Origin of the sequence: Janthinobacterium pasteuri (assembly GCF_051380775.1) — a bacterium.
Taxonomy (GTDB): domain Bacteria; phylum Pseudomonadota; class Gammaproteobacteria; order Burkholderiales; family Burkholderiaceae_D; genus Janthinobacterium.
Map to the genome: position 1 here is coordinate 66503 of NZ_JBNYXS010000013.1, position 21887 is coordinate 88389.

General features: G+C 62.8%; 17 protein-coding genes. 9 read left to right on the top strand and 8 right to left on the bottom strand.

What is annotated here, in order from left to right; translation table 11 throughout:
- Window positions 1-17: 17 nt before the first annotated feature.
- A complete protein-coding gene (locus ACQ4WN_RS14715; RefSeq protein WP_436552213.1) occupies window positions 18-839 on the top strand; it encodes a substrate-binding periplasmic protein in 822 nt (273 codons plus the stop codon).
- Between the two features lie 83 nt (window positions 840-922).
- On the opposite strand, the gene ACQ4WN_RS14720 is transcribed toward ACQ4WN_RS14715, so the two are convergent.
- Window positions 923-2878, bottom strand: coding sequence for a CocE/NonD family hydrolase (locus tag ACQ4WN_RS14720; RefSeq protein WP_436552214.1), 1956 nt, complete (start codon window positions 2876-2878; stop codon window positions 923-925).
- A 317-nt stretch (window positions 2879-3195) separates the two neighbouring features.
- On the opposite strand from ACQ4WN_RS14720, the gene trpS reads away from it, so the two are divergent.
- From trpS to ACQ4WN_RS14740, 4 genes are all read left to right on the top strand, one after another.
- Window positions 3196-4272, top strand: a complete 1077-nt coding sequence (gene trpS, locus ACQ4WN_RS14725) for a tryptophan--tRNA ligase (protein WP_436552215.1) — start codon at window positions 3196-3198, stop codon at window positions 4270-4272.
- 119 nt (window positions 4273-4391) lie between these two features.
- Window positions 4392-5981, top strand: a complete 1590-nt coding sequence (locus tag ACQ4WN_RS14730; RefSeq protein WP_436552216.1) for a pyridoxal-dependent decarboxylase — start codon at window positions 4392-4394, stop codon at window positions 5979-5981.
- Between the two features lie 39 nt (window positions 5982-6020).
- Window positions 6021-7274, top strand: a complete 1254-nt coding sequence (locus ACQ4WN_RS14735; protein ID WP_436552217.1) for a voltage-gated chloride channel family protein — start codon at window positions 6021-6023, stop codon at window positions 7272-7274.
- On the top strand, window positions 7271-8002 hold the full coding sequence (locus ACQ4WN_RS14740; protein ID WP_436552218.1) for a class I SAM-dependent methyltransferase: 732 nt from the start codon (window positions 7271-7273) through the stop codon (window positions 8000-8002). The genes ACQ4WN_RS14735 and ACQ4WN_RS14740 overlap by 4 nt, the downstream gene beginning before the upstream one ends.
- A 486-nt stretch (window positions 8003-8488) precedes the next feature.
- Here the strand turns inward: ACQ4WN_RS14740 and ACQ4WN_RS14745 are convergent, their stop codons facing one another.
- The 5 genes from ACQ4WN_RS14745 to ACQ4WN_RS14765 all read right to left on the bottom strand — a co-directional run bounded on the left by ACQ4WN_RS14745 (window position 8489) and on the right by ACQ4WN_RS14765 (window position 14665).
- Window positions 8489-9436 (bottom strand): cupin-like domain-containing protein, encoded by a 948-nt coding sequence (locus ACQ4WN_RS14745; RefSeq protein WP_436552219.1) that lies wholly within the window; start codon window positions 9434-9436, stop codon window positions 8489-8491.
- Between the two features lie 226 nt (window positions 9437-9662).
- Window positions 9663-10406 (bottom strand): DNA-binding protein, encoded by a 744-nt coding sequence (locus tag ACQ4WN_RS14750; protein WP_436552220.1) that lies wholly within the window; start codon window positions 10404-10406, stop codon window positions 9663-9665.
- A gap of 143 nt (window positions 10407-10549) precedes the next feature.
- On the bottom strand, window positions 10550-11167 hold the full coding sequence (locus ACQ4WN_RS14755; protein WP_436552221.1) for an LON peptidase substrate-binding domain-containing protein: 618 nt from the start codon (window positions 11165-11167) through the stop codon (window positions 10550-10552).
- A 67-nt stretch (window positions 11168-11234) separates the two neighbouring features.
- Window positions 11235-12473, bottom strand: a complete 1239-nt coding sequence (locus ACQ4WN_RS14760; protein WP_436552222.1) for a DEAD/DEAH box helicase — start codon at window positions 12471-12473, stop codon at window positions 11235-11237.
- A 119-nt stretch (window positions 12474-12592) separates the two neighbouring features.
- Window positions 12593-14665 carry a TonB-dependent receptor plug domain-containing protein gene (locus tag ACQ4WN_RS14765; RefSeq protein ID WP_436552223.1) on the bottom strand — a complete coding sequence of 691 codons (2073 nt, stop codon included), beginning with the start codon at window positions 14663-14665 and terminating at the stop codon, window positions 12593-12595.
- 375 nt (window positions 14666-15040) lie between these two features.
- On the opposite strand from ACQ4WN_RS14765, the gene asd reads away from it, so the two are divergent.
- Window positions 15041-15889, top strand: coding sequence for an archaetidylserine decarboxylase (gene asd / locus ACQ4WN_RS14770; protein WP_436552224.1), 849 nt, complete (start codon window positions 15041-15043; stop codon window positions 15887-15889).
- 17 nt (window positions 15890-15906) lie between these two features.
- Here asd and ACQ4WN_RS14775 read toward each other — a convergent pair whose 3' ends face one another.
- Window positions 15907-16812 (bottom strand): LysR family transcriptional regulator, encoded by a 906-nt coding sequence (locus ACQ4WN_RS14775; RefSeq protein WP_436552225.1) that lies wholly within the window; start codon window positions 16810-16812, stop codon window positions 15907-15909.
- Between the two features lie 124 nt (window positions 16813-16936).
- Here ACQ4WN_RS14775 and ACQ4WN_RS14780 point away from each other — a divergent pair, with 124 nt between their 5' ends.
- From ACQ4WN_RS14780 to ACQ4WN_RS14790, 3 genes are all read left to right on the top strand, one after another.
- Window positions 16937-17536 (top strand): FMN-dependent NADH-azoreductase, encoded by a 600-nt coding sequence (locus ACQ4WN_RS14780; protein ID WP_436552226.1) that lies wholly within the window; start codon window positions 16937-16939, stop codon window positions 17534-17536.
- Between the two features lie 66 nt (window positions 17537-17602).
- On the top strand, window positions 17603-18478 hold the full coding sequence (locus ACQ4WN_RS14785; protein ID WP_436552227.1) for a pirin family protein: 876 nt from the start codon (window positions 17603-17605) through the stop codon (window positions 18476-18478).
- 117 nt (window positions 18479-18595) lie between these two features.
- Window positions 18596-19546 carry a cation diffusion facilitator family transporter gene (locus ACQ4WN_RS14790; RefSeq protein ID WP_436552228.1) on the top strand — a complete coding sequence of 317 codons (951 nt, stop codon included), beginning with the start codon at window positions 18596-18598 and terminating at the stop codon, window positions 19544-19546.
- Window positions 19547-19607: 61 nt separating this feature from the next.
- On the opposite strand, the gene ACQ4WN_RS14795 is transcribed toward ACQ4WN_RS14790, so the two are convergent.
- The gene (locus ACQ4WN_RS14795; RefSeq protein WP_436552229.1) at window positions 19608-21860 is read right to left on the bottom strand and encodes a RelA/SpoT family protein; all 2253 of its coding nucleotides are present in this window, start codon (window positions 21858-21860) and stop codon (window positions 19608-19610) included.
- Window positions 21861-21887: the final 27 nt, after the last annotated feature.

Below are 21887 nucleotides of genomic sequence, written 5' to 3' on the forward strand. Positions count from 1 at the left end.
GGTAAGCAAGGATGGGTATGACTGAATTTTATTCCAGCGCCTGGCGCCGAACCGTGGCCATGCTGACGCTGGCGCTGCCATCGCTGGCCAGCGCGCAATGTTCGCGCGACATCCAGGTGCCCGTCTCGGCCATCGGCGCCAGCGTGGTGATCAATGGCGCCAGCATCGGTGGCATCTATCCCGACTTGCTGCGCAGCATGGGTGCCAAGCTCGGCTGCAATTTCATCTTCACGGCCGTACCCCGCGCGCGCCTGGAGGCGATGTTCGAGACGGGCAAGGCCGATATGCTGATGCCGGCCAGCAGCACACTGCGGCGCGACCAGCATGGCCTGTTCATCCCCATGCTGGGCAGCCGCCCCCTGCTGATCTCGCTGCAAGGCACGCGCGCGCCCATCAACACCATGCAGGAATTGATCGAACGGCGCGAATTGCGCGTGGCGCTGGTGCGCGGCTACGACTATGGCGCACCCTACCAGGCGCTGGCGAAGGAACTGAGCAGCCAGGGACGCCTGTTCTACGAAGTCGATGCGCTGTCCGTGGCACGCCTGATGCAAAGCGGCTTCATCGACGCCACCATCATGGCGCCCACCATCCTGGCCGGCGTGGCGCAAAACGATGCGCGCGTGTATGGGCTGGCCGACCGCCTGCGCCTGGAGGCGCTGCCTGAATTGCCGTGGGGCATGAGCGGCGTCTACCTGTCGCGCAAGTCGCTGACGGCGGAAGACCAGGCGGCCCTGCGTGAACTGCTGGACAAGGCGAGCCGCTCGGGTTCCGTGATGGAAGGCTTCCAGCGTCATCACCGCCAGGAAATGCTCTCGCTCAGCATACGCCCGCGCTAGGGACACAGGCGTGCCGGGTCTGATCGCCGCCGCTACCAGGCCATCACCCTGATCGCGGCGGGAGCCATCCTGATGCGAATCGCCTAACGCGCGTCTAGCGGCACTATCGGCAACTCGATTGCGCTGGCCGCGCCTGCTGCGTGGTAGACGCGCTGCGTGGCCTTCTTGTAATCACCAGGCTGGGCCAGGAAGATGTTCGGCACGAAGGTTTGCGGATTGCGGTCATACAGGGGGAACCAGCTCGACTGCACTTGCACGGCGATGCGGTGGCCGGGCAGGAAGACGTGGTTGGCGTTCGGCAAGGCGAAGCGGTAGCGTTCCACCTTGCCCGCAGGAATAGCCGTCGGATGTTCGAGACTATCGCGATAGCGGCCGCGGAAGATATCCATCGCCACGCCCAATTGATACCCGCCCATGGCCGGCTGCGACGGCACTTCGTCCGGATACACATCGATCAGTTTCACCACCCAGTCGGCATCCGTGCCACTGGTGGCGGCAAACAGGTTGACCATCGGCGCGCCGGCGATGCGCACGGCCGTCTTCAACGGTTCGGAAACATAGCTGAGCACGTCCGTCCGGTCCGCATAGCCGCGCTGGTCGCTGACCAGCCATGGCTTCCACTGCTCGCCATCGCCGAGGCGCACGGGACGCGCGACAAACGGCACAGGTTTCGCCGGGTCGGCCACGTATTCGTCGTACGCGCCATTGGCGGAGTCAGCCGCCGTTTGCGCCGGCGCAAAGCCCAGCTTGTAACCATCCTGCAGGTAGATCGGCGTCAGCTTGGTTTCGCAGGTCTCGCAAGCCAGCGGCCACTGCCACAAGCGCTGCCACTGGTTCGTGCCGCTCTGGTAAGACGTCACTGGCGGCGTGTTGGCGTCTGGCGCGCCATCCTTCAGGTATTGATTGAGGAACGGCTGCATGACTTTTTCGCGGAACTGACGCGCCGTGTCGCCGTCAAACTTCAAGGCGCCCAGGCTGGAACCGTCATAGTTGACGCCGCTATGGCGCCACGGGCCGATGGCCAGGTAATTGAGGTTGTTGCGATTGTCGCGCCCCTCCATTGCCCGGTAAGTGGCGTAGGGGCCATAGATGTCTTCCTGGTCCCACTGCCCCACCACGTGCATGGTGGGTACGATCAACTGGCGCTTGGCGAGGATTTTGTCGAGCGCTTGCTCCTGCCAGTAACTGTCGTAAGCCGGGTGTTCGAACAGTTTTTTCGTGTACGTCAGCTTGTCGATACCAAACTTTTTCGCGTAGTCGGCGGCCGAGCCTATGCGCAGATACGCGTCGTAGTCGTCGTAGACGCCCGTCACAGGCGCGTCGCCGCTGCCGCGCACGCTCGTCTGCCATGCCAGGTAAGACAGGCTGGGCATGCGGAAGGCGCCGTTATGGAACCAGTCATCGCCGCGCCAGCCATCGACCATGGCGCTCATGGGTATGGCCACCTTCAGCGCCGGATGCGGGTCGACCAGGGCCATCAGCACCGTATGTCCCTCGTACGAGGAACCCAGCATGCCCACCTTGCCATTGCTTTCTGGAATATTCTTCGACAGCCATTCGATGGTGTCCCACGCATCCGTGACGTTATCGACCTTGGTGTCGTTCAGCGGACCACGCACAGGGCGCGTCATCACATAGTCGCCTTCGGAGCCATGCTTGCCGCGCACGTCCTGGAATACGCGGATGTAGCCGTTTTCCACCAGGGTGTCGTCACCCTGCGGCAAGGTGGCCAGCATGCTGGGGCTGGCCGCGCGCTGGGCGCGGCGGGCCGCATTGTAGGGCGTGCGCGTGAGCATGATGGGAGCGCGCTGCGCGCCCTTCGGCACGACGATCACCGTGTACAGCTTGACCCCGTCGCGCATGGGTATCATCTCCACGCGCTTGACGTAGTCATTCAGGTCGGGCATCACCAGCCTGGCGCCGATATCGGGCGTCATGGGCGGCGTTTGCTCCAGCGCGGGCGCGGCAAACAGGGAGCTGAAGGTGGTACTCAATACCAGGGCCAGGCCGGTGAGCCGGACGGGGGACGACACGTGCATACTGTTCTCCAATGATTCATGCCACGCAAAAGTGGCCGAACGGCAATAGTACCCGGAAAGCAAGTTTTGCAGTAGGCCAGCCTCTGACGCAGCGCAGCAGATATATCGGCACGCAACTTGACAGAACGCGCACGAACTGCAACCATAACGCCATGAAATTTATCCCGTCACAACACGCCTGCTTGAATTGGTGGTCCCGCTCACTTTCGCGCGGCCACTCTATAGTGATGTGAATTTGATCCACGCCGCCTCGATCGGTGGCGTAACAGGTTCCAGCCTGGATCATCCCCGATGCAGGCGGCTCAAAAGGAAACTTGATGAGCTTGCCTAACACCCCCGATACCCCCGACACCGATAACGCCCCAGCCGCACCGCTGTCCGCCGCCGCCATCGCTTCGCAATCCGTGATCCTGACAGGCGACCGCCCTACCGGCCCCTTGCACCTGGGCCACTACGTGGGCAGCCTGCGCGACCGCGTCGCCTACCAGAACAGCTACAAGCAATTCATCATGCTGGCCGACGCGCAAGCGCTGACAGACAATATGGACGACATCGACAAGGTGCACCGCAACGTCGTCGAAGTGGCGCTCGATTACCTGGCCGTCGGCATCGACCCGGCCAAGACCACGGTATTCATCCAGTCGCAAATTCCGGAACTGGCCGAACTGACCTTTTACTACCTGAATATCGTCACCGTGGCGCGCCTCGAGCGTAACCCCACCGTCAAGGAAGAAATCCGCCTGCGCGGCTTCGAGCGCGACATCCCGGCCGGCTTTTTGACCTACCCGGCCAGCCAGGCGGCCGACATCACGGCCTTCAAGGCAGGCGTGGTGCCCGTGGGCGAAGACCAGATTCCGATGATCGAGCAAACAAATGAAATCGTGCGCCGCTTCAACCGCATGTACAACCGCGAAGTCTTGATGGAATGCAAGGCGCTGGTGCCGGATATCGGCCGCCTGCCCGGCATCGACGGCAAGGCCAAGATGAGCAAGTCGCTGGGCAATACCATCAACCTGGGCGCGACATCGGCCGAAATCACGGCAGCCGTGAAAAAAGTCTATACCGACCCGCTGCACCTGCGCGTGGAAGACCCGGGCCACCTGGAAGGCAACATCGCCTTCACTTACCTGGATGCGTTCGACCCGGAAAAAGCGGCGCTGGCCGAAATGAAAGCCCATTATGTGCGTGGCGGCCTGGGCGACAGCATCGTCAAAAAGCGCCTGGACCTGGTCTTGCAGGAAATGCTGGCGCCGATCCGCGCCCGCCGCGAAGAGTTCGCCAAGGACAAGGGCCAAGTCATCCAGATGCTCAAGGAAGGCACCTTCAAGGCACGCGAAGTAGCGGCCCGCACGGCCGATGAAGTCAAGTCCGCGCTGGGCCTGAACTACTTCTGATCACAGACAGGAATAGCAAACTGATGCGCCCAGGCGGAGTCGGGTAAAATCCCGCTTTCGCCTGGGCGCAATTCGTTTGTCACCGTGGCATCAGCAATCCGTAGAGAAGACAAAGCGCCATGAACGATACCCCTGTCGAACAACTGCTGCAGCAGCATTTTTCCATCGATGCGCTGCAACGCTCGCCCGCGCCCCTGCAGCAGGCGCTGCGCATGCTGGGCGGCTGGCTGGCGGCCGAGCGCGACACGCCGTATCCGCACACGCCATACGCGGAACTGCTGACGCAACTGTCCGACACCTGCCTGCCCGCGCACGGCATGCCCGTGGCGGCCTTCCTGCAAGAACTCGACGCTACCGTGCTGGCCAATACGGCCCAGCTGAACCACCCGCAATACATCGGTCACATGACGCAGGCCTTGCCCTGGATCAGCGTGCTGGCCGAAGCGTTTACGGCCACCCTGAACCAGAACCAGGTCAAGATCGAGACAGCGTATGTGTCGACCCTGATCGAAAAACAGATCCTCGGCTGGCTGCACCGCCAGGTGTACCAGCAAGCCGATAGCGTCTACACGCAGGCGATGGCCGCCACCAGCGGCGCGCTGGGCAATGTCGTCAATGGCGGCACCATGGGCAACTTGACGGCGCTGGCCGTGGCGCTGGAACAGCAGCTGCCCGGCACGCGCAAGCGTGGCCTGTTTGCCGCCATGCAGGATTCTAGCTACGCGGGACTGGCCGTGATCGGCTCGGCCCGCAGCCATTATTCCGTGAAAAAGGCGCTGGCGACCCTGGGCCTCGGTGAAAACGCCTTGCACCTGGTCGCCGTCGACCGCGACAACCGCATCGATGTCGCCGCGCTGGAAGCGACGATTGCCGAATTGAAGTCGCGCAAGATCAAGGTCATCGCCATGATCGGCATCGCCGGCACGACGGAAACGGGCGCCATCGATCCGCTGGCCGCCATGGCAGCGATTGCCGCGCGCGAATCCATCTGGTTCCATGTGGATGCGGCCTGGGGCGGCGCCCTGCTGATCGCCGAACAATACCGCGCCCTGTACGACGGCATCGCCCTGGCGGACTCCGTCGTCATCGACGGGCATAAACTGCTGTGGGTGCCGATGGCGCAAAGCATGGTGCTGTTCAAGGACAGCGCCAGCTTGAACTTGCTGAAACACAACGCCAACTACATCTTGCGCGACAACTCGGGCGACCTGGGCCAGACGTCGCTGGAAGGCTCGCGCCGCTTCGACGCCTTGAAACTGTGGACCTCGTTCAAGGTGCTGGGCGTGTCCGGCTACACGACCTTGCTGCAGCAGGCGGCCACCCTGTCCGGCCAGTTGCAGGATTTATTGGCCGACCAGCAGGATTTCGAACTCGTCACGCGTTCGGACACCTTCATTCTGACCTACCGCTACGTGCCAGCGCACTTGCGCCAGCACATGGAAAGCTTGCTGGCCAGCGGCCAGGTGGAGGCGGCGAGCGAGCTGAACAAGCAGTTGAACACGCTCAACGCCAAGCTGCAAAACCGGCAAAAGGCACAGGGCCGCAGCTTTGTGTCGCGCACGGTGCTCGAATCGACGCGCTACCCAGGCCCGACCAATGTGCTGCGCGTCGTCATGACAAATGTCAGGACACGCCCCCACCACCTGCGCGCCATCCTGGCCGAACAGCGCGCCATCGGCCAGGCGCTGGTGGCCGAACTGGGCCTGTAAGGAATCCCCACCCACCCATCAGCCCTGACTGGATGCCCGATGCAACGCCTGAGCGCCCTCACCGATCTGTTATGGCATCTGTTGAAATGGCTGCTGATCGCCGTTGTTGTGGCCGTGCTGGCAGGGTCGGCCTCGGCCGGCTTCCTGTTCACCCTGGACTGGGCGACACGCATGCGCCTGGCGCACGCCTGGCTGATCTGGCTGCTGCCTGTGGCGGGCTTTGCCGTCGGCTGGATGTACTTGCGCTACGGCAGCAGTGTCGAAGGCGGCGCGAACCTGCTCATCGATGAAATCCACGACCCGAAAAAAATCATCCCGCTGCGCATGGCGCCGCTGGTGCTGGGCGGCACGGTCATCTCGCATTTGTTCGGCGCTTCTGTCGGGCGCGAAGGCACGGCCGTGCAAATGGGGGGCGCGCTGGCCGACCAGCTGACCCGCATGTTTCGCCTGAACAATGAAGACCGGCGCATCATCCTGATGGCCGGCATCAGCGCCGGCTTTGCCTCCGTCTTCGGCACGCCGCTGGCGGGCGCCATCTTCGGCCTGGAAGTGCTGGCCATCGGCCGCCTGCGCTACGAAGCCATGCTGCCCTGCCTGGCTGCTGCCGTCATCGCCGACCAGGTGGTCCTGCTATGGGGGCCGGTTTTGCACATTAGCCACACGCATTACGCTGTGCCGCTGATCCCCGCCATTTCCGCCTGGACCCTGGGCGCCATGGTGATCGCGGGCGTGCTGTTCGGCGTGACGGGCAAAGTGTTTGCGCAAGCCACGCACGGCTTGAGCGGGCTGATGAAGCGCTGGATCAGCTACGCGCCACTGCGCCCGCTGGCCGGCGGGGTCGTCATCGCCACTGCCGTCTGGCTGATCGGTACGGATCGCTACATCGGCCTGGGCATTCCCACCATCGTCGACGCCCTGAAGGAAGCGCTGCCCGCCCACGATTTTCTCGCCAAGATGGCGTTTACCATCATCTCGCTGGGCACGGGCTTCAAGGGCGGCGAAGTGACGCCCCTGTTCTTCATCGGCGCGACCCTGGGCAATGCACTGGGACCGCTGCTGCACCAGCCCGTCACCCTGCTGGCCGCCATCGGCTTCGTTGCCGTGTTTGCAGGCGCGGCCAACACGCCCATCGCCTCGACCCTGATGGCGATGGAACTGTTTGGCGCGGAGATCGGCGTCTACGCGGCCATCGCCTGCGTCGTGGCGTATCTGTTTTCCGGCCACGCGGGTATTTACCGGGCGCAGCGAAGCGGGCATGCCAAACGCACAGCCCAAAAGGATCAAGACACATGACACAGAATATCTACGACAACGACACTTTCTTCACGGCCTACAGCCAGCTGCCCCGCTCCATCGGCGGCCTCGACAGCGCCCCCGAATGGCCAGCCCTGCGCGCCATGCTGCCCACACTGCAGGGAAAAAGCGTGCTCGACCTGGGCTGCGGCTATGGCTGGTTCTGCCGCTGGGCTGCCAATGCCGGCGCGGCACGGGTACTGGGAGTCGACGTGTCAGAAAAGATGCTGGCGCAGGCGCGTGGCATGGGGAGCCATGTGGAGGTCGCATATGCCCGGCTGAACCTGGAACAACTGGCCTTGCCGCACGCCAGCTACGATTTGATCTATAGCTCGCTGGCCTTCCACTACATCGAAGGTTTCGATACCTTGCTGGCAACCATCCGGCACGGCTTGAAACCGGGTGGCAAGCTGGTGTTTTCCATCGAACACCCGATCTTCATGGCGCCGCGCCAGCCCGGCTGGCTGACGGATGCGCAAGGCCGCAAGTGCTGGCCTGTCGACAGCTACCAGCAGCAAGGCCCGCGCGTGTCGGACTGGCTGGCGCCCGGCGTGATCAAGCAGCACCGCACCCTGGGCACGACCATCAATGCCTTGTTACGCGCCGGCTTCCAGCTGGAACATGTGGAAGAATGGGGCCCGACAGACGAACAGGTCGCGCAGCAGCCGGCCCTGGCGGAAGAGCGCGAGCGCCCGATGCTGTTGCTGGTGGGGTGCGGTCTCAAGTAACGGCCCGTCAGCTGGCCACATTGGGCAAAAAACGCCGCAGATCCATGCTGACGAGGCCGTGCAGGCCGACGTGCTCGGGCGCATCGCTGGCAGCGCTGGCCAGCCCTCGCCAGCGTCGGGGCGATATTGCTCATTTGCGCGGGCGTCCTCACCGAATGGCGGTGCGGACGCGGCGCGGCCACAGCCGTGCAAGCACAAGGCACCATGCATCGCCGGATATGAGCAAAATCACAGCAGCACGCCAGGCCTTCACCGCAGCCCCATCTCCTCCGGCCAATCGGGAAAACCCAGCGCGTAGGCGGCCCGCACCAGGCTGGCTTGCTCTTCCGCACTGGCATGCCGCAATTCGGCCGCGACCGATTCCAGTGCGGCAATGTCGGCATCGGGGTCGGCTGCGTCCAGGCCGTCGATGTAAGTGGTGGCAAGTATCAGGGCACGGGCCAGGGTATCGATATGCTGCTCCAGCAGTGGTTTAACAATGAGGGTTCAACCGGTGGACCGCCGCAGCGCCGCCCCGCCATGCAGCGCCAGCGGCATGGCCCTGGCCCAGCGGTTCGAGGAGAGAGAAAACGTCAGCGCGCGCACCTGATGGTACCAGCCGGCGGGCACATACAGCATGTCGCCCGGTTCGACGAGGCATTCGATCATGCTGGCCTGGCGCGCCAAAGGGAAACGCTCGAAATCGGGTGCTTCCGGGTCAAACGGCGAGCCGAACAGGATGGCGTTCGCTTCGCTGGGATACAGGAATTCGTCGTGGTGCGGCGGGGATAAAATGATGCGCTTGCGGCCCCACACCTGGGCGAAGATATTATCGTCGTAATCGCAATGCAAAGGCGTTACCGTGCCAGCCGGCCCCACCCAGAAGCGTGGCGGGCCCATCTTGTCGAAATACGTGGGCCAGTGGCACAGGCGGTTCAATTCGCGCAATTCCAGGTTGCCCAGATACGGCGGCAACGCGTACTTGCCCTCTGCCACCAGGTCCAGATATTGCCCCATCGACATGTCCTGCATGGCGCGGTCGGCCGCAAACGCCGTATTGATGTAGTCGCCCACCCTGGCGCGCACGGGCACATGGCTGAACTGCTCGCGCAAAATGTCTGGCTCGAGCTTGGACAAGGGCCAGCGCTGCACCAGCCCGCGCATCAGGAAAGGCAGGCCCTGCGCGGCGCGCGCGCGGAAAACGTCGGCACTGAGACTGCCCAAGTGCGGCACGGCGCCGATGGAGGGCAAGTCACGCGCCGCCTGCTTGATGGCCTCGCGCATGGCGTCGATGGACGTGACGCCGCGCACCTGCGCATCCTTGTCTTCGCGCGCTTGCTTGCGCGCAAGCGCCGCTTCGGGCGAACTGAATTCCGCTGGCGGCCTGGGCGGCAAGGCGCGCGGCGATATAGGGGGGGCCGCAAGCGGGAGCGGCACTTGTTTTTCTACAGACATAAACCTTCTTTGCGATCAGGTGCCGCGCGGCATGGCGCGACAGTGCGCCATTTTAAGCCAGCAAGGCCCGTTTCAGCACGCATGACACAATCCCTACGACGCATCGACACCTGACAAAACCGTCGCGAGCGGAAGGGAGAGGTGGCTAAGAAGCGCAACCGTACTCCAGTACGGTGAGCATCGCAGGCCGCAAAGCGCGACGCGCAGCAGGTTTGGTCAGGTGTCCTCAGACAGGCGTCTTGAAGATGGGATCGACGATGAACTGCTGCGCCTTGATGCGCAAGGTGCGCTCTTCGTCCAGCTCGGCGCGCGTTTCGCCCAGCTCTTCGCGCTCCGCCTCCAGTTCCAGGCGGGCAGCCGCCAGTTCCGTTTCCACGCGCGTCAGGCTTTCCAGCTTCAGCTGGGCCTGGATCAGTTCGGCGCGCGCCGCTTCGGCAGCCTCTTCCAGGCGCGGGATGCCTTCGAGCTTGAACTGCGCCTTGGCCAGGTCCATGCGCGCCTGCTCGGCCGCCTCTTCCAGGCGCGGCAAGCCTTCCAGGCGCAGCTGCGCCTTGGCCAGGTCGGTGCGGGCCTGGTTGGCTACTTGCCGTTCGCGTTCGAGTTCCTCGCGCAACGTTTCCAGTTCGCCCGCCTGCAAGTCGAGCATTTCTTGCTGGCGCTCGTTCTCGCTGGCCAGGTCCATCAATTCCTGTTGATAGTCGTTCATCTCGGCTTCATGCGCGCTGTGACTGGCGCTTAATTCCTGTCCTACATAATCGAGGATGGCTTGCTGCAGCACGGGCGACAGTTCGGCAGCGGCTGCGATCTGACGCTGCGCGCCTGCCTTGCGGCGCTGCAAGAGCTTGCTGATGGTGCCCAGGCACGCGCCGTTGCCCAGCCGCTCGCGCAACGCGCGCACCGTGATGGCCTGGCCTTCGCCCGCCATCGCTTCCATTGCCGCATTGATCTGTTCCGCGCTAACTTTTGCCATTATCGTGTACTCTTGAATGTTACTCAGGGCAATCTTGCCAAGGGGCATTATCTTATGCCAGCGGCGGCAAAGCGTAAAGTATTTCTCAATAGAAATTTCAATTGCACAACACAATATTGTGCAAGCATGCGGCTTCTGGCGTTTTAGTCTTCCAGCAAGCCATTGTCCGTCAACATATCCTGCACCAGTTCCAGGCGCAGCACGGGATTGTCCTGGCTGAGCAATAATTGCTTTTGCATGGCGCTCAAGGACAGCAGCTCGCACCAGCGATTCGCCACCCAGCCGCACTCGTCGAGCCGGTATGGCGGCTGCAGGGGCATTTGTTCAGGGAGAATCTTTTGCTCCTGCAAGGTGCGTATCAGCGCGCCCAGCGCGTCGGCCACGTTTTGCTGCTCTTGCGGGATGGGAATGGTTTTATCGGGCGGCAAGGTTTCAATCTGCGCCATCCACAAGCCGTGCTTCAGCTGCTCGCTGGAGACGATATGAAAGCGCTGCATGCCCATGCATTTGATATGCAGCAATCCCGACAGGGGCGCAGCCCAATCGATGACGCGCGCCAGGGTGCCCACGGGCGCAAATGTTTCGTGCTGGCCCGGCTTGCGTACTTCCGTGCCGTCCAGCAACTGCACCACGCCAAACGGCTGCTCGCCCATGATGCATTGACGTATCATGTCCAGATAGCGTACCTCGAAGATCTGCAAGGGCAGATAGCCATCGGGATACAGCACCGTATTGAGCGGGAACAAAGGTATCGAGGTCATAGCCGCATGATGGCACGAATGCCATATCCATGCAGCGCGCCTTGCCTCGCCAAGCTCACTGCGCCGCTTATTTGTAGAAGCGGCGCTTCTTGGCCCGCTCGGCCGCCTTCGGCGCCAGCACCTTGACGGCTTTTTTCTGGATGGTGCCGCCGGCAGACGTGCCCGGCACGCGGTGTTCCGCCTCGAAACCGGGCTCTTCGTTGCGTTTGAGGGTTTGCCGCGTCAGCGCTTCAACGGCCGACAGCAATTCCACCTCATCGGCGCAGACGAGCGATATGGCTTCGCCCGAAGCGCCCGCGCGGCCCGTGCGGCCGATGCGGTGGATATAGTCTTCCGCCACGGTGGGCAAGTCGAAATTGACAACGACGGGCAACTGGTCGATATCCAGGCCGCGGGCGGCCACGTCGGTGGCCACCAGCACCTGCACCTCGGCCGCCTTGAAACGGGCCAGCGCGCGCAAGCGGTTCGGCTGGGTCTTGTCACCGTGAATGGAATCGGCGCGCACGCCCTGCTCCAGCAAGGTGTTCACCAGCAGCTCGACACCCTTGCGCGTCTTGACGAAGACCAGGACCTGGCCCCAGCGCTTTTTCTTCAGCAAGTGCAAAAACAGTTCCGGCTTGCATTTCTTGTCGCACACGATCACCGACTGCTTCACGGCCTTGACCGTGCTGTTACGCGCGCTCACTTCCACCGAGACGGGATCCTTCAACATGGTTTTCGCCATGGCGCGGATGGCGTCCGAGAACGTGGCCGAGAACAGCAGGGTCTGGCGCTGCTTGGGCATGCTCATCAGCAATATATCGAGCTCGCGCTCGAAGCCCAGGTCTAGCATGCGGTCCGCCTCGTCCAGCACCAAGGTTTGCACTTGCTCGAACTTGACGGCGCCCTGCGTCTGCAAGTCCAGCAAGCGACCCGGCGTGGCCACCAGCACGTCGAGGCCCTTGCGCAGCTTGCTGATCTGCGGCTCGATGGGCACGCCGCCGTAGGCGACAAAGCTGCGCAGCGGCAAGTTGCCGCCATAGCTGCGGAAGCTGGCATAGACTTGCTCGGCCAGTTCGCGCGTGGGCACCAGCACCAGCACGCGCACGCACTGGGGCGCCACCACGCCTTCCAGCGTCAGGCGCTGCAGCAGCGGCACGGCAAAGCCGGCCGTCTTGCCCGTGCCCGTCTGGGCGGCGGCCATCAGGTCGCGCCCGGCCAGCACAGCAGGAATCGCTTGCGCCTGCACGGGCGTGGGCTTGGCATAGCCGAGCTCATCAAGTTTGCGGACCAGGGGATCGATCAGGCCGAGGGAGGAAAACGTCATGGGAAAAGCAATCTTGGCAAATGAAAAGGTGGCGCGCACGGACTGGCCGTGCGCGCGATTGCCGAGATTATAGGCCAGCGGGGATGCCGGCCGGGGATTTCAGTACGAGAACGTCACGATCAGAACTTCATTTCCAGGGTCGCGCGCGCCTGCGGCGAACTCGGCGAATTGCTGTTGCGCACTATCGTGCCGCTGGAGTCGGTATAGATGGTGTCGCTTTCAAAATCTTGCGCCAGCAAGTTCGACACGGCCAGGCGCAGCTGATTCTTCGCATCGAATTTCCACAGCGCATAAATGTCGAGGTCGCGCCGTGGCGACGTGTACGCGCTCTGGCGTTCGGTGATGCGCACGGGACCGCCATTGCGGAAGTTGAAGCTCCCACCCATGGTCAGCACGCCGTCCGGCGTCTTGTAGTCGAGGCCAACGTTGCCGCTGACGGGGGTTTGCTGGTCGAGCCGGTTGTCCGGCCCCGGCACCTGCTCCACCTGCGACCAGTTGCGGCTGATGCTGGCGCGCACGTCGAGCGCGGGCACGGGCGCGGCCAGCACGGCGCGCAAGGGGAACTTCGCTTCCAGTTCCAATGTCTGCGTATTCGCGCGGCCATCGTTGACGGGCGTCGATACCCAGCGGTCATTGATGAACAACAAGCCCTGGCGCGTATAGCCGTCGATGCGGCGGGCCGAGGCGCGTGCGCTGAGCAAGGCGCCTTCGGCCCAATAATGCTCGTACGAGGCATCGATGCCCAGCGCCAGCTCCGGTTTCAGATATGGATTGCCTTCGCGGTCAGGATCCGTCTGGCTATTGTTGGTCGAGGTATTGCGGCGCGGAATCAGGCTGGACGTGGGCTGCGCCTTGTAGGTGCGTGTCAGGGCCAGGCGCACCTGGTCGCCCTTGGTATCAGGCAACTTCCACAGGGTTTGCAGCAGCGGGCTCCACACGCTGGTGCGCTGATTCACTTCCTCATAGGTATCGCCTGCGCTGCGCGTATCGATGCCTTCCCAGCGCACGCCTGCATACATGGACCAGCGCGGCGTAATTTCCCATTCATCCTGCACGTACAGGGCCAGGCGCTGGATGGTGGCGTCGAATCCTTCGTCGCTGTTGAGGGGCGGACGCCCGCCCAGGGCCGCTTCGCGCTGGCGGCGCGTTTCCTCGCGCTGCGTGTAGGCACCATCCCAACCCATGGACAGGGCATGGCCCGGCAGCAAGGGCGTGGAATACTTACCGGTGGAACTGACGCCGTTTTCCGTTGCCTTCACGCCCACCTGCCGCTCCAGCGCCAGGCCGCTGCCGTCGATAAAGCCCTGCTGCAGGCTGTCGGACGTATTGCGGGCGGCCGAGGCGCCGATTTTCAGCTCCAGCCTGGCGCCGCCGGCCAGCTTGTGCATCCACGTCAGGTCGCTGCGGCCGAAGGCATTGTGGTTGCTGGAGCTGCCCGTGTTCGTGTCGTAGTCGGGGCGCAAGCCCTGTTCTGTTTCCGCGCGGCTGATATTGCGGTGGTTCGAGCGCCCGCCGTTGAAGAACAATTGCGCCGTCAGATTGTCGCCGTTGGCCAGCGCCCAGTTCAGGCGGGGCGACAGATTGATGCCTTCCGGGCGGCCATCACCGGTGCCATTCGTGCGGCGCAGCAGGTTTTGCCGACCATCGGGCGCGTAGCCCAGTTCCAGTCCGGGATTGTCATAATGATAGTCATAGCGGAACAGCGAACCGGCCATCGAGTACGAAAAATTGCCTTCGCGGTCGGATAGTTGCACGTTGACGCTGGGCGAAAAGCTCACGTCGCTGCCCTGCACGCCCAGCTTGAGTTCGCGCTGCGCTGTCTTGACGGCCTTTTTCAGCACCACGTTGATGGTGCCGGCGATCGACTGCGTGCTGTACTCGGCGCTGGCCGCATGCAAAATCTCGATGCGTTCGATCACGTCGGGCGACAGGGTGTCGAGCGAAAAACCGGCCGGCGCCCGCTCGCCGTTGAGCAGGATCTGCGTGTAGCCGCTGCCGAGCCCGCGCATGCGGATTTCGCCACCCGAGCGCCCCGCCGCGCCGGACACGGTAATGCCGGGCAAGCGCTTGAGCACGTCGGTGACATTCGTGTCGCCATACTTGAGGATTTCCTCGCTGCCCACGACCATCTTGCTGGCCGTATCGTCACGGCGCGGATCATAGCCGCTGCCCTTGACTTCGACCATTTGCATGGGCTTTTCGGCCTTCAGCGGCGCGGCGGCGGCAGCTTCAGTAGCGGGCGTTTCGGATTGCTGGGCCTGGGCATTCCAGGCAAGTAAAACGGTGGAACAAAGGACGGTAAGGCGGAGGCAACGGCGTGGCATCATGACCTGGCTGAAAAAAGTTGGCTGAATAAAAATGGCTAAAAGCTAAAAAACAGGCAGCCGTATTCTGCGACAATTTTGCTCTTATGGCACAGTTTCCTGAAAATAATTCCTATGGCAAATTAAATTCGGTGACAGACTGCGATACGCCCCCTTGCATACGGTACATATCATTGCGCGCCACATCGCCGCTATAATGCGTTTTCAGCATTGTTCCCATCACCCCGTCAAAGGCTTCCCATCGTGTCTGACCGTCTTGCCGTTTTGCCTCAATATCTGCTGCCCAAGGGAGCGTTGACCAATTTTGCCGGCCGGATCGCCGGCGCCAAAGGCGGCGCCATGACCACGCGTTTGATCCGCTGGTTCGTCGGCCGCTATAACGTCAACATGGATGAGGCGCTGGACCCGGACATTACGCACTACGCCAGCTTCAACGACTTTTTCACGCGCGCGCTGCGCCCGGACGCGCGCCCGCTGGCCAAGGCCGACTACGTCTGCCCCGTCGATGGCCGCATCAGCCAGTTCGGCAGCATCGACAAGGACCAGATCTTCCAGGCCAAGGGGCACAACTTCAGCACCACGGCCCTGGTGGGCGGCGATGCGGCGCTGGCGGCCCAATTCGAACACGGCAGCTTCGCCAACCTGTACCTGAGCCCGCGCGACTACCACCGCATCCACATGCCGTGCGACGGCCGCCTGACGCGCATGATTTATGTTCCAGGTGAATTGTTCTCCGTCAACCCGACGACGGCGCGCGGCATTCCCGGCCTGTTCGCCCGCAACGAGCGCGTCGTCTGCGTGTTCGACACGGCCAACGGTCCCTTCGTCATGACCCTGGTGGGCGCCACCATCGTCGGCAGCATGGCCACCGTCTGGCACGGCGTCGTCAACCCGCCCCGCACGGGCCAGGTGCGCGACTGGAGCTATGCCAACGACAATGTCGTGCTGAAACAGGGCGAAGAGCTGGGCCGCTTCCTGCTCGGTTCCACCGTCGTCATGCTGTTCCCGAAAAGCACCGTGGACTTCAACGCCAAGTGGCAACCGGCCGGCCCCGTGCAACTGGGCGAAGTCATGGGCAACGTGCCCCAGTAAGCCAACGGGACGCGCGCTTACACGGGCGCGTCCGTTTGATACATTTCCTCCATCAAGTCCAGGAATGCGCGCGTCTTGGCCGGCATCAAACGCCGCCCGGGAAACACGGCCCAGCCCGTGACCAGCGGAAAACTCCACTCCGGCAGCACGCGCACCAATTCCCCCGTCGCCACATAGGCCTTGGCGAAACGGTCCGTGCTGGCCGCGATGCCCACGCCCGTGCAGGCCATGCGCACCAGCAATTCCGGCGAGTTCGCCAGCAGGCGCACGGGCAAGTCGCGCTCCCACGTCGTCTTGCCGCGGATCAAAGTCCAGTGCACGAGGCCATGCACGGCGCGGGGCAAGCTGAGCAAATCATGGCCATATAAATCGTCGGGATGCTCGGGCAAGCCGTGCACGCTCGTGTATTGCGGCGAGGCATACAGGGACAGACTGCTAAACGCCACGCGGCGCGCGGACAAGCTGGCATCATCGGGCAAGTTGCCCATGCGGATGGCCAGGTCAAAATTTTCTTCCAGCAAATCCACGCGCCGCGCCGACAAGTCCAGTTCCAGCGAAATGGCCGGATAGCGGCGCACGAATTCGGCCAGCACCTGGCGCATCAGCGCATCGCCAAAGTCGGCCGGCATGGAAATGCGCAGCAAGCCGCTGGGACCCGCCTGACGATGCTGGGCCAGGGCACCGGCCGCTTCCGTTTCCTCAACGACCTTGCGCGCATGCTCGAGCAGGCTGGCGCCAAACTCTGTCAGCGCCAGCTTGCGCGTGGTGCGCAACAGCAGCCGTTCGCCCAGCCTGGCTTCCAGCTGCGAGATGCGCCGCGACAGGGTCGACTTGGGCAAGTCCACGCGGACGGCGGCGCGACTGAAGCTGCCGCATTCGACGACGCGCGCAAACAGCAGCAAATCTCCAGGATCGATATCCATATAGTTACCTGTAAACTCAATTGTTCCATCAGTGGATTAATGTTATCCATTTTAACGCCTTCCGGATGGTTTTTGGAATTGCTATAGTTCATCCATCGCACGACACCTCACACGGAGAAACAAGATGAACATCCTGCAAATCAATTCCAGCGCCCGCAGCACCGGTTCCGCCTCGACCCGCCTGGCTGACGCCATCGTTGCCCGCGTACAAGCCGCCAACCCTGAAGCCACCCTGGCGCGCCGCGACCTGGCTGCCCAACCACACCCTGTACTCGACGAGCCGACGCTGCAAGCACTGTTCACGCCGGCGGACAAGCGCACGGCGGAACAAGCGGCCCGCATCGCCCTGGACGACGCGCTGATTGCGCAAGTACAAGCAGCGGATGTGATCGTCATCGGCGCGCCGATGTACAACTTCGGCATCACCGTGCAACTGAAAAGCTGGTTCGACGCGATTGCCCGCGCCAACGTCACCTTCAAGTACACGGAAACCGGCCCCGTTGGCCTGCTGACCGGCAAGAAAGTCTATGTGGGCCTGTCCCGCGGCGGCTTGCACCGCGACAGCGCCAACGATAGCCAGGTGCCTTACCTGAACACCATGTTCGGCTTCCTGGGCCTGACCGACGTGCAATACGTGTATTCGGAAGGCATGGGCATGGGTCCGGAAGCCGTGGCCAAGGCGCAGGCGCAAGCCGATGCCGAGATCAACGCGATCCTGGTATAAGCACAAATTGATGGGTATCAAACCGGGGCGGCGCACGAGCGCCGTTCTTCCGAACTGGAGAGGACAATGAGCGACATCACCACCGTCAACAAGCCACGCGCCGTCGAGCGCGTGATCGCGGGCCAGGCCGTCATGGATGGCGCCGGCGTGAAGATCAACCGCGTGCTGACGCAGCAATTGCAGCGCCGTCTCGACCCGTTTTTGATGCTCGACAATTTCGCCAGCGACAAGCCGAACGACTATATCGCCGGCTTTCCCGAGCATCCGCACCGGGGTTTTGAAACCGTCTCGTACATGATCACGGGGCGCATGCGCCACAAGGACAGCGCGGGCCACGAAGGCTTGCTGAGCTCGGGCGGCGTGCAATGGATGACGGCCGGCAGCGGCGTGATCCACTCGGAAATGCCGGAACAGGAAGAAGGCGTGATGGAAGGTTTTCAGCTGTGGCTGAACCTGCCCGCGCGCGACAAGATGCGCACGCCGTGGTACCGCGATTTCACCAGCAGCGAAATCCCCCGCTACACGACAGATGCTGGCGTGGCCGTGCAAGTGATCGCCGGCGACAGTCATGGCGTGACAGGCGCCGTGCAGCGCGAGCTGACGGAACCGCTGTACCTGGACATCGACTTGCCGGCCGGCAGCAGCTTCGAACAGCCATTGCCGCAAGGCCATAACGCTTTCCTCTACACCTTCCGTGGCGAAGTGCAGGTGGACGGCAAAGCCGTGCCCGCCCTGCGCATGGCCATCTTCGCCAACACGCCGGGCAGCGACGGCGTGCGCATCGAAGCGCCGCAAGGCGGCCGCGTGATTCTCGTCGCCGGCCAGCCCTTGAACGAGCCGATCGCACAGTATGGCCCGTTTGTCATGAATACCCAGGCAGAAGTGTTCCAGGCCGTGCAGGATTTCCGCGAAGGCAAGTTTGGCGAGACGGCGGCGCAGTAAAGTTGTCTGTTCCATCAAAAACCTGCAGCGCCTACGGTCCTGCAGGTTTTTTGTCGTGCCGACTGTCTTGTTGCTTTTCAATTACACTGACGGCAACCTCATTCCGCAAAGCATTCCATGCAGCCGACGCACACCGAACACGACGCCACCCATTTGCACGCCCATCTGAAGGGCGACGCCCAGCACACCCACTCGTTCGAGGGGCGCAGCCAGAGCATCCTCGCGTGGGCGCTGGGACTGACCCTGTCGTTTGCCGGCATCGAGGTGGCGGCCGGCTTCCTGTCCAATTCGCTGGCCCTGATTTCCGACGCGGGCCACATGGTCACGGACGCGGCCGCGCTAGGCCTGGCCCTGCTGGCGCAGCTCATCGCGCGCCGCCCTCCTTCGCCACGCCACTCGTTTGGCTTTGGCCGCGCCGAGGCGCTGGCCGCCTTCGTCAACGGCCTGGCCATGCTGTGCGTGGTGGGCTGGATCTGCTATGAAGCCGTGCTGCGCTTTTCCGCCCCGCAACCCGTCAAGGGGGGCATGGTCTTCATCGTCGCCTTCATCGGCCTGGCGATCAACGTGGTGGTGGCGTGGGTATTATCAAAAGACAAGCAAAGCGTCAACACGCGCGCCGCCCTCGTGCATGTGATGGGCGATTTGCTCGGTTCGGTCGCCGCCATCATCGCCGGCGCCGTGATTTACTTTACGGGCTGGATGCAGGTCGACCCGCTGCTGTCGGTGCTGGTGTCCCTGCTGATTTTAAAGTCGACGTTCGGCGTTCTGCGCGAGTCCTATCACTTCCTGATGGAAGGCGTGCCCATGCACATCGACTACATCGAAGTGGGCACGGACGTGGAACAGGTGGACGGCGTGGTTGCCGTACACGATCTGCATGTGTGGGATATGTCGCCGGGCCAGCCGGCCCTGATCGGCCACGTGGAAATCGAGCACCTCGATTATTGGCCGAAGGTCTTGCGCGCGATCAAGAAGATGCTGTTGGCCAAGCATGGCATCGACCATATTACCTTGCAGCCGGAGACGGCGGCGATGGCGGGGATGCATCAGGGTGACAAGACGCACTAATTGAACCCAACGGCAAATACCGGGGTCTGACCCCAGCCTCTGCTCTTGGGGTTCAACAAAACTAACTACGCCGCGCCTCCAGCACGCCACTCACATCCTTAATCACATTCAGCGCCTTCAACAACTGCGCCGTCGAGCTGATCTCGGCAGTAAACGTCATGCGGGCCTGGCCCTTGGCGCTTTGGGTGTTGACGCCGATGACGTTGATCTTTTCGCGCGAAAAGATTTCGGAGATGTCGCGCAGCAAGCCCTGGCGGTCGCCGGCGAGAATGAAGACGTCGACCGGATATACCGTGTCGTGCACGCCCGTGCTGCCCCACTCCGTGAAGATCACGCGTTCGGGCGCCTTGGCGCGCATTTCCTCGAAATTCTTGCAGGTGGCGCGGTGAATCGACACGCCCTTGCCGCGTGTGACGAAGCCGACGATGCTGTCCGGCGGCGCCGGTTTGCAGCACTTGGCCAGCACCGTCATCAAGCCTTCCGTGCCCACCACCAGCACGCCGGACTTGGCGCCCTGCTCCACGCTGGAAGCGCGGCTCTTGCCGACCAGCACGGCGTCTTCCGGCACCACCACTTCGCCATTGTCGTGCAGCGCCTGCTCCACGTGGCGCAGGCTGAATTCATCCTTGCCGACCGACAGGAATAGTTCGTCGACCTTCGCAAAGCCCAGCTTTTGCGCCAGCGCTTCCAGATTGACGGCCGTCTTGCCTTCGCGCTGCAAGGATTTCTCCACCAGCGCGCGGCCGTGGGCCAGGGTCTCCTGCATGTCGATGGCATGGAACCAGGCGCGGATCTTCGAGCGCGTGCGCGTGCTGACGGCATAGCCGGCGCCCAGCCAGTCGCGCGATGGCCCGGCCGTACCAGGCGCGCCCTTGGCCGTGATGATTTCGCAGGTCTGGCCGTTTTTCAGCTGGGTATTCAGGGGCACCATGATGCCGTCGACCTTGGCGCCGCGGCAGCGGTGGCCCACGTCCGTGTGCAGGTGATACGCAAAATCGACGGGCGTGGCGCCGACGGGCAATTCCAGCACCCGCGCCTGCGGCGTCATGACGAAGATGCGGTCGTCCAGCGTGGCGGACTTGAGCTTTTCCACCCATTCGCGCTGGATTTCTTCCTGGCCCACGACAGCATCGGCCACTTCCGTCTTCCAGGCCAGCAGCTGGCGCAGCCAGGCGATCTTTTCGTCGTACTTCTGGCCGGCAAAGTTCGAGCCGCCCTCTTCCTTGTAGCGCCAGTGCGCAGCCACGCCGTATTCGGCAAAGCTGTGCATTTCATTCGTGCGGATTTGCACTTCCAGCGGGCGGCCATCCTCGGCCGTCACCACCGTGTGCAGCGACTGGTAACCGTTCGGTTTCGGCCGCGAAATGTAATCGTCGAATTCTTTCGGGATGGGCGTCCAGATATTGTGCACCACGCCCAGCACCGTGTAGCAGGTTTTCACATCGGCGACGATGACGCGGAACGCGCGCACATCGTACAGGGCCGTGAAGTCAAGCTCCTTGCCGCGCATCTTGTTCCAGATGCTGTAAATGTGTTTCGGGCGGCCAAACACTTCCGCCTGGATGCCGGCCGACGCCAGTTCCGTCTGCAGGCGCAGAATCGCCGAGGAAACAAAGCCCTCGCGCATCATGCGCTTTTCTTCCAGCATCTTGGCGATGCGTTTATACGCTTCCGGCTCGATGAAGCGGAACGACAAATCTTCCAGTTCCCACTTCAGTTGCCAGATACCGAGGCGGTTGGCCAGCGGCGCGTACAGGTCCAGCGTTTCCTTGCCATATTCGCGCGTCATTTCATTGAACAGCTTTAATTCGGCGAAATAGCGCAAGGTCGTCACGCAAGCGGCCAGGCGCACCAGCACGACGCGCATGTCGGACGCCATCGCCAACAGCATCTTGCGCAAGGTTTCCACCTGGGCCACGGCTTGCTGGGCCGCATTCTTGCCGCGACCGGCAGCGCTGCCGTGCTGTGCCTGGGTCAGCGCGCGCAGGCGGATCAACTGGCGCACGCCTGTCGCCAGGTCGCACACCTGCTTGCCGAAGCGCGGTTCGATATCGGCCGCCGTATCCGGGTCCAGCAAGGTCAGCTCGAACATCAGTCCGGCAATGCGCGTTTCCGCATCGCTGCGCAGGAAAGCCAGGGTGGTGGCCACGCCGATGGCGAAGTCCAGCGCAGCGCGGCCGGCAAAGGTTTGCTTGTCGCCATACGCTTCGGTGGCATACGCGAGCGCGTCCAGCACGCGCGCGCTGTCCGGCGCACTCAAGCCCTCTACCAGTTGTTCCGATGTGACGCTATTCGGGGCCGAGATGGAAACCATGTAATGCCTTTAAACTTAAAAACTAAC

Bases quoted from the DNA above. Each gene is read 5' to 3' on its own strand.
- ACQ4WN_RS14790 (WP_436552228.1), top strand. From the start codon at position 18,596: ATGCAGCCGACGCACACCGAACACGACGCCACCCATTTGCACGCCCAT.
- ACQ4WN_RS14780 (WP_436552226.1), top strand. From the start codon at position 16,937: ATGAACATCCTGCAAATCAATTCCAGCGCCCGCAGCACCGGTTCCGCC.
- ACQ4WN_RS14715 (WP_436552213.1), top strand. From the start codon at position 18: ATGACTGAATTTTATTCCAGCGCCTGGCGCCGAACCGTGGCCATGCTG.
- ACQ4WN_RS14760 (WP_436552222.1), bottom strand. From the start codon at position 12,473: ATGACGTTTTCCTCCCTCGGCCTGATCGATCCCCTGGTCCGCAAACTT.
- ACQ4WN_RS14765 (WP_436552223.1), bottom strand. From the start codon at position 14,665: ATGCAAATGGTCGAAGTCAAGGGCAGCGGCTATGATCCGCGCCGTGAC.
- ACQ4WN_RS14735 (WP_436552217.1), top strand. From the start codon at position 6,021: ATGCAACGCCTGAGCGCCCTCACCGATCTGTTATGGCATCTGTTGAAA.
- ACQ4WN_RS14755 (WP_436552221.1), bottom strand. From the start codon at position 11,167: ATGACCTCGATACCTTTGTTCCCGCTCAATACGGTGCTGTATCCCGAT.
- ACQ4WN_RS14795 (WP_436552229.1), bottom strand. From the start codon at position 21,860: ATGGTTTCCATCTCGGCCCCGAATAGCGTCACATCGGAACAACTGGTA.
- ACQ4WN_RS14745 (WP_436552219.1), bottom strand. From the start codon at position 9,436: ATGTCTGTAGAAAAACAAGTGCCGCTCCCGCTTGCGGCCCCCCCTATA.
- ACQ4WN_RS14785 (WP_436552227.1), top strand. From the start codon at position 17,603: ATGAGCGACATCACCACCGTCAACAAGCCACGCGCCGTCGAGCGCGTG.
- ACQ4WN_RS14775 (WP_436552225.1), bottom strand. From the start codon at position 16,812: ATGGATATCGATCCTGGAGATTTGCTGCTGTTTGCGCGCGTCGTCGAA.
- ACQ4WN_RS14730 (WP_436552216.1), top strand. From the start codon at position 4,392: ATGAACGATACCCCTGTCGAACAACTGCTGCAGCAGCATTTTTCCATC.
- ACQ4WN_RS14720 (WP_436552214.1), bottom strand. From the start codon at position 2,878: ATGCACGTGTCGTCCCCCGTCCGGCTCACCGGCCTGGCCCTGGTATTG.
- ACQ4WN_RS14750 (WP_436552220.1), bottom strand. From the start codon at position 10,406: ATGGCAAAAGTTAGCGCGGAACAGATCAATGCGGCAATGGAAGCGATG.
- trpS (WP_436552215.1), top strand. From the start codon at position 3,196: ATGAGCTTGCCTAACACCCCCGATACCCCCGACACCGATAACGCCCCA.
- ACQ4WN_RS14740 (WP_436552218.1), top strand. From the start codon at position 7,271: ATGACACAGAATATCTACGACAACGACACTTTCTTCACGGCCTACAGC.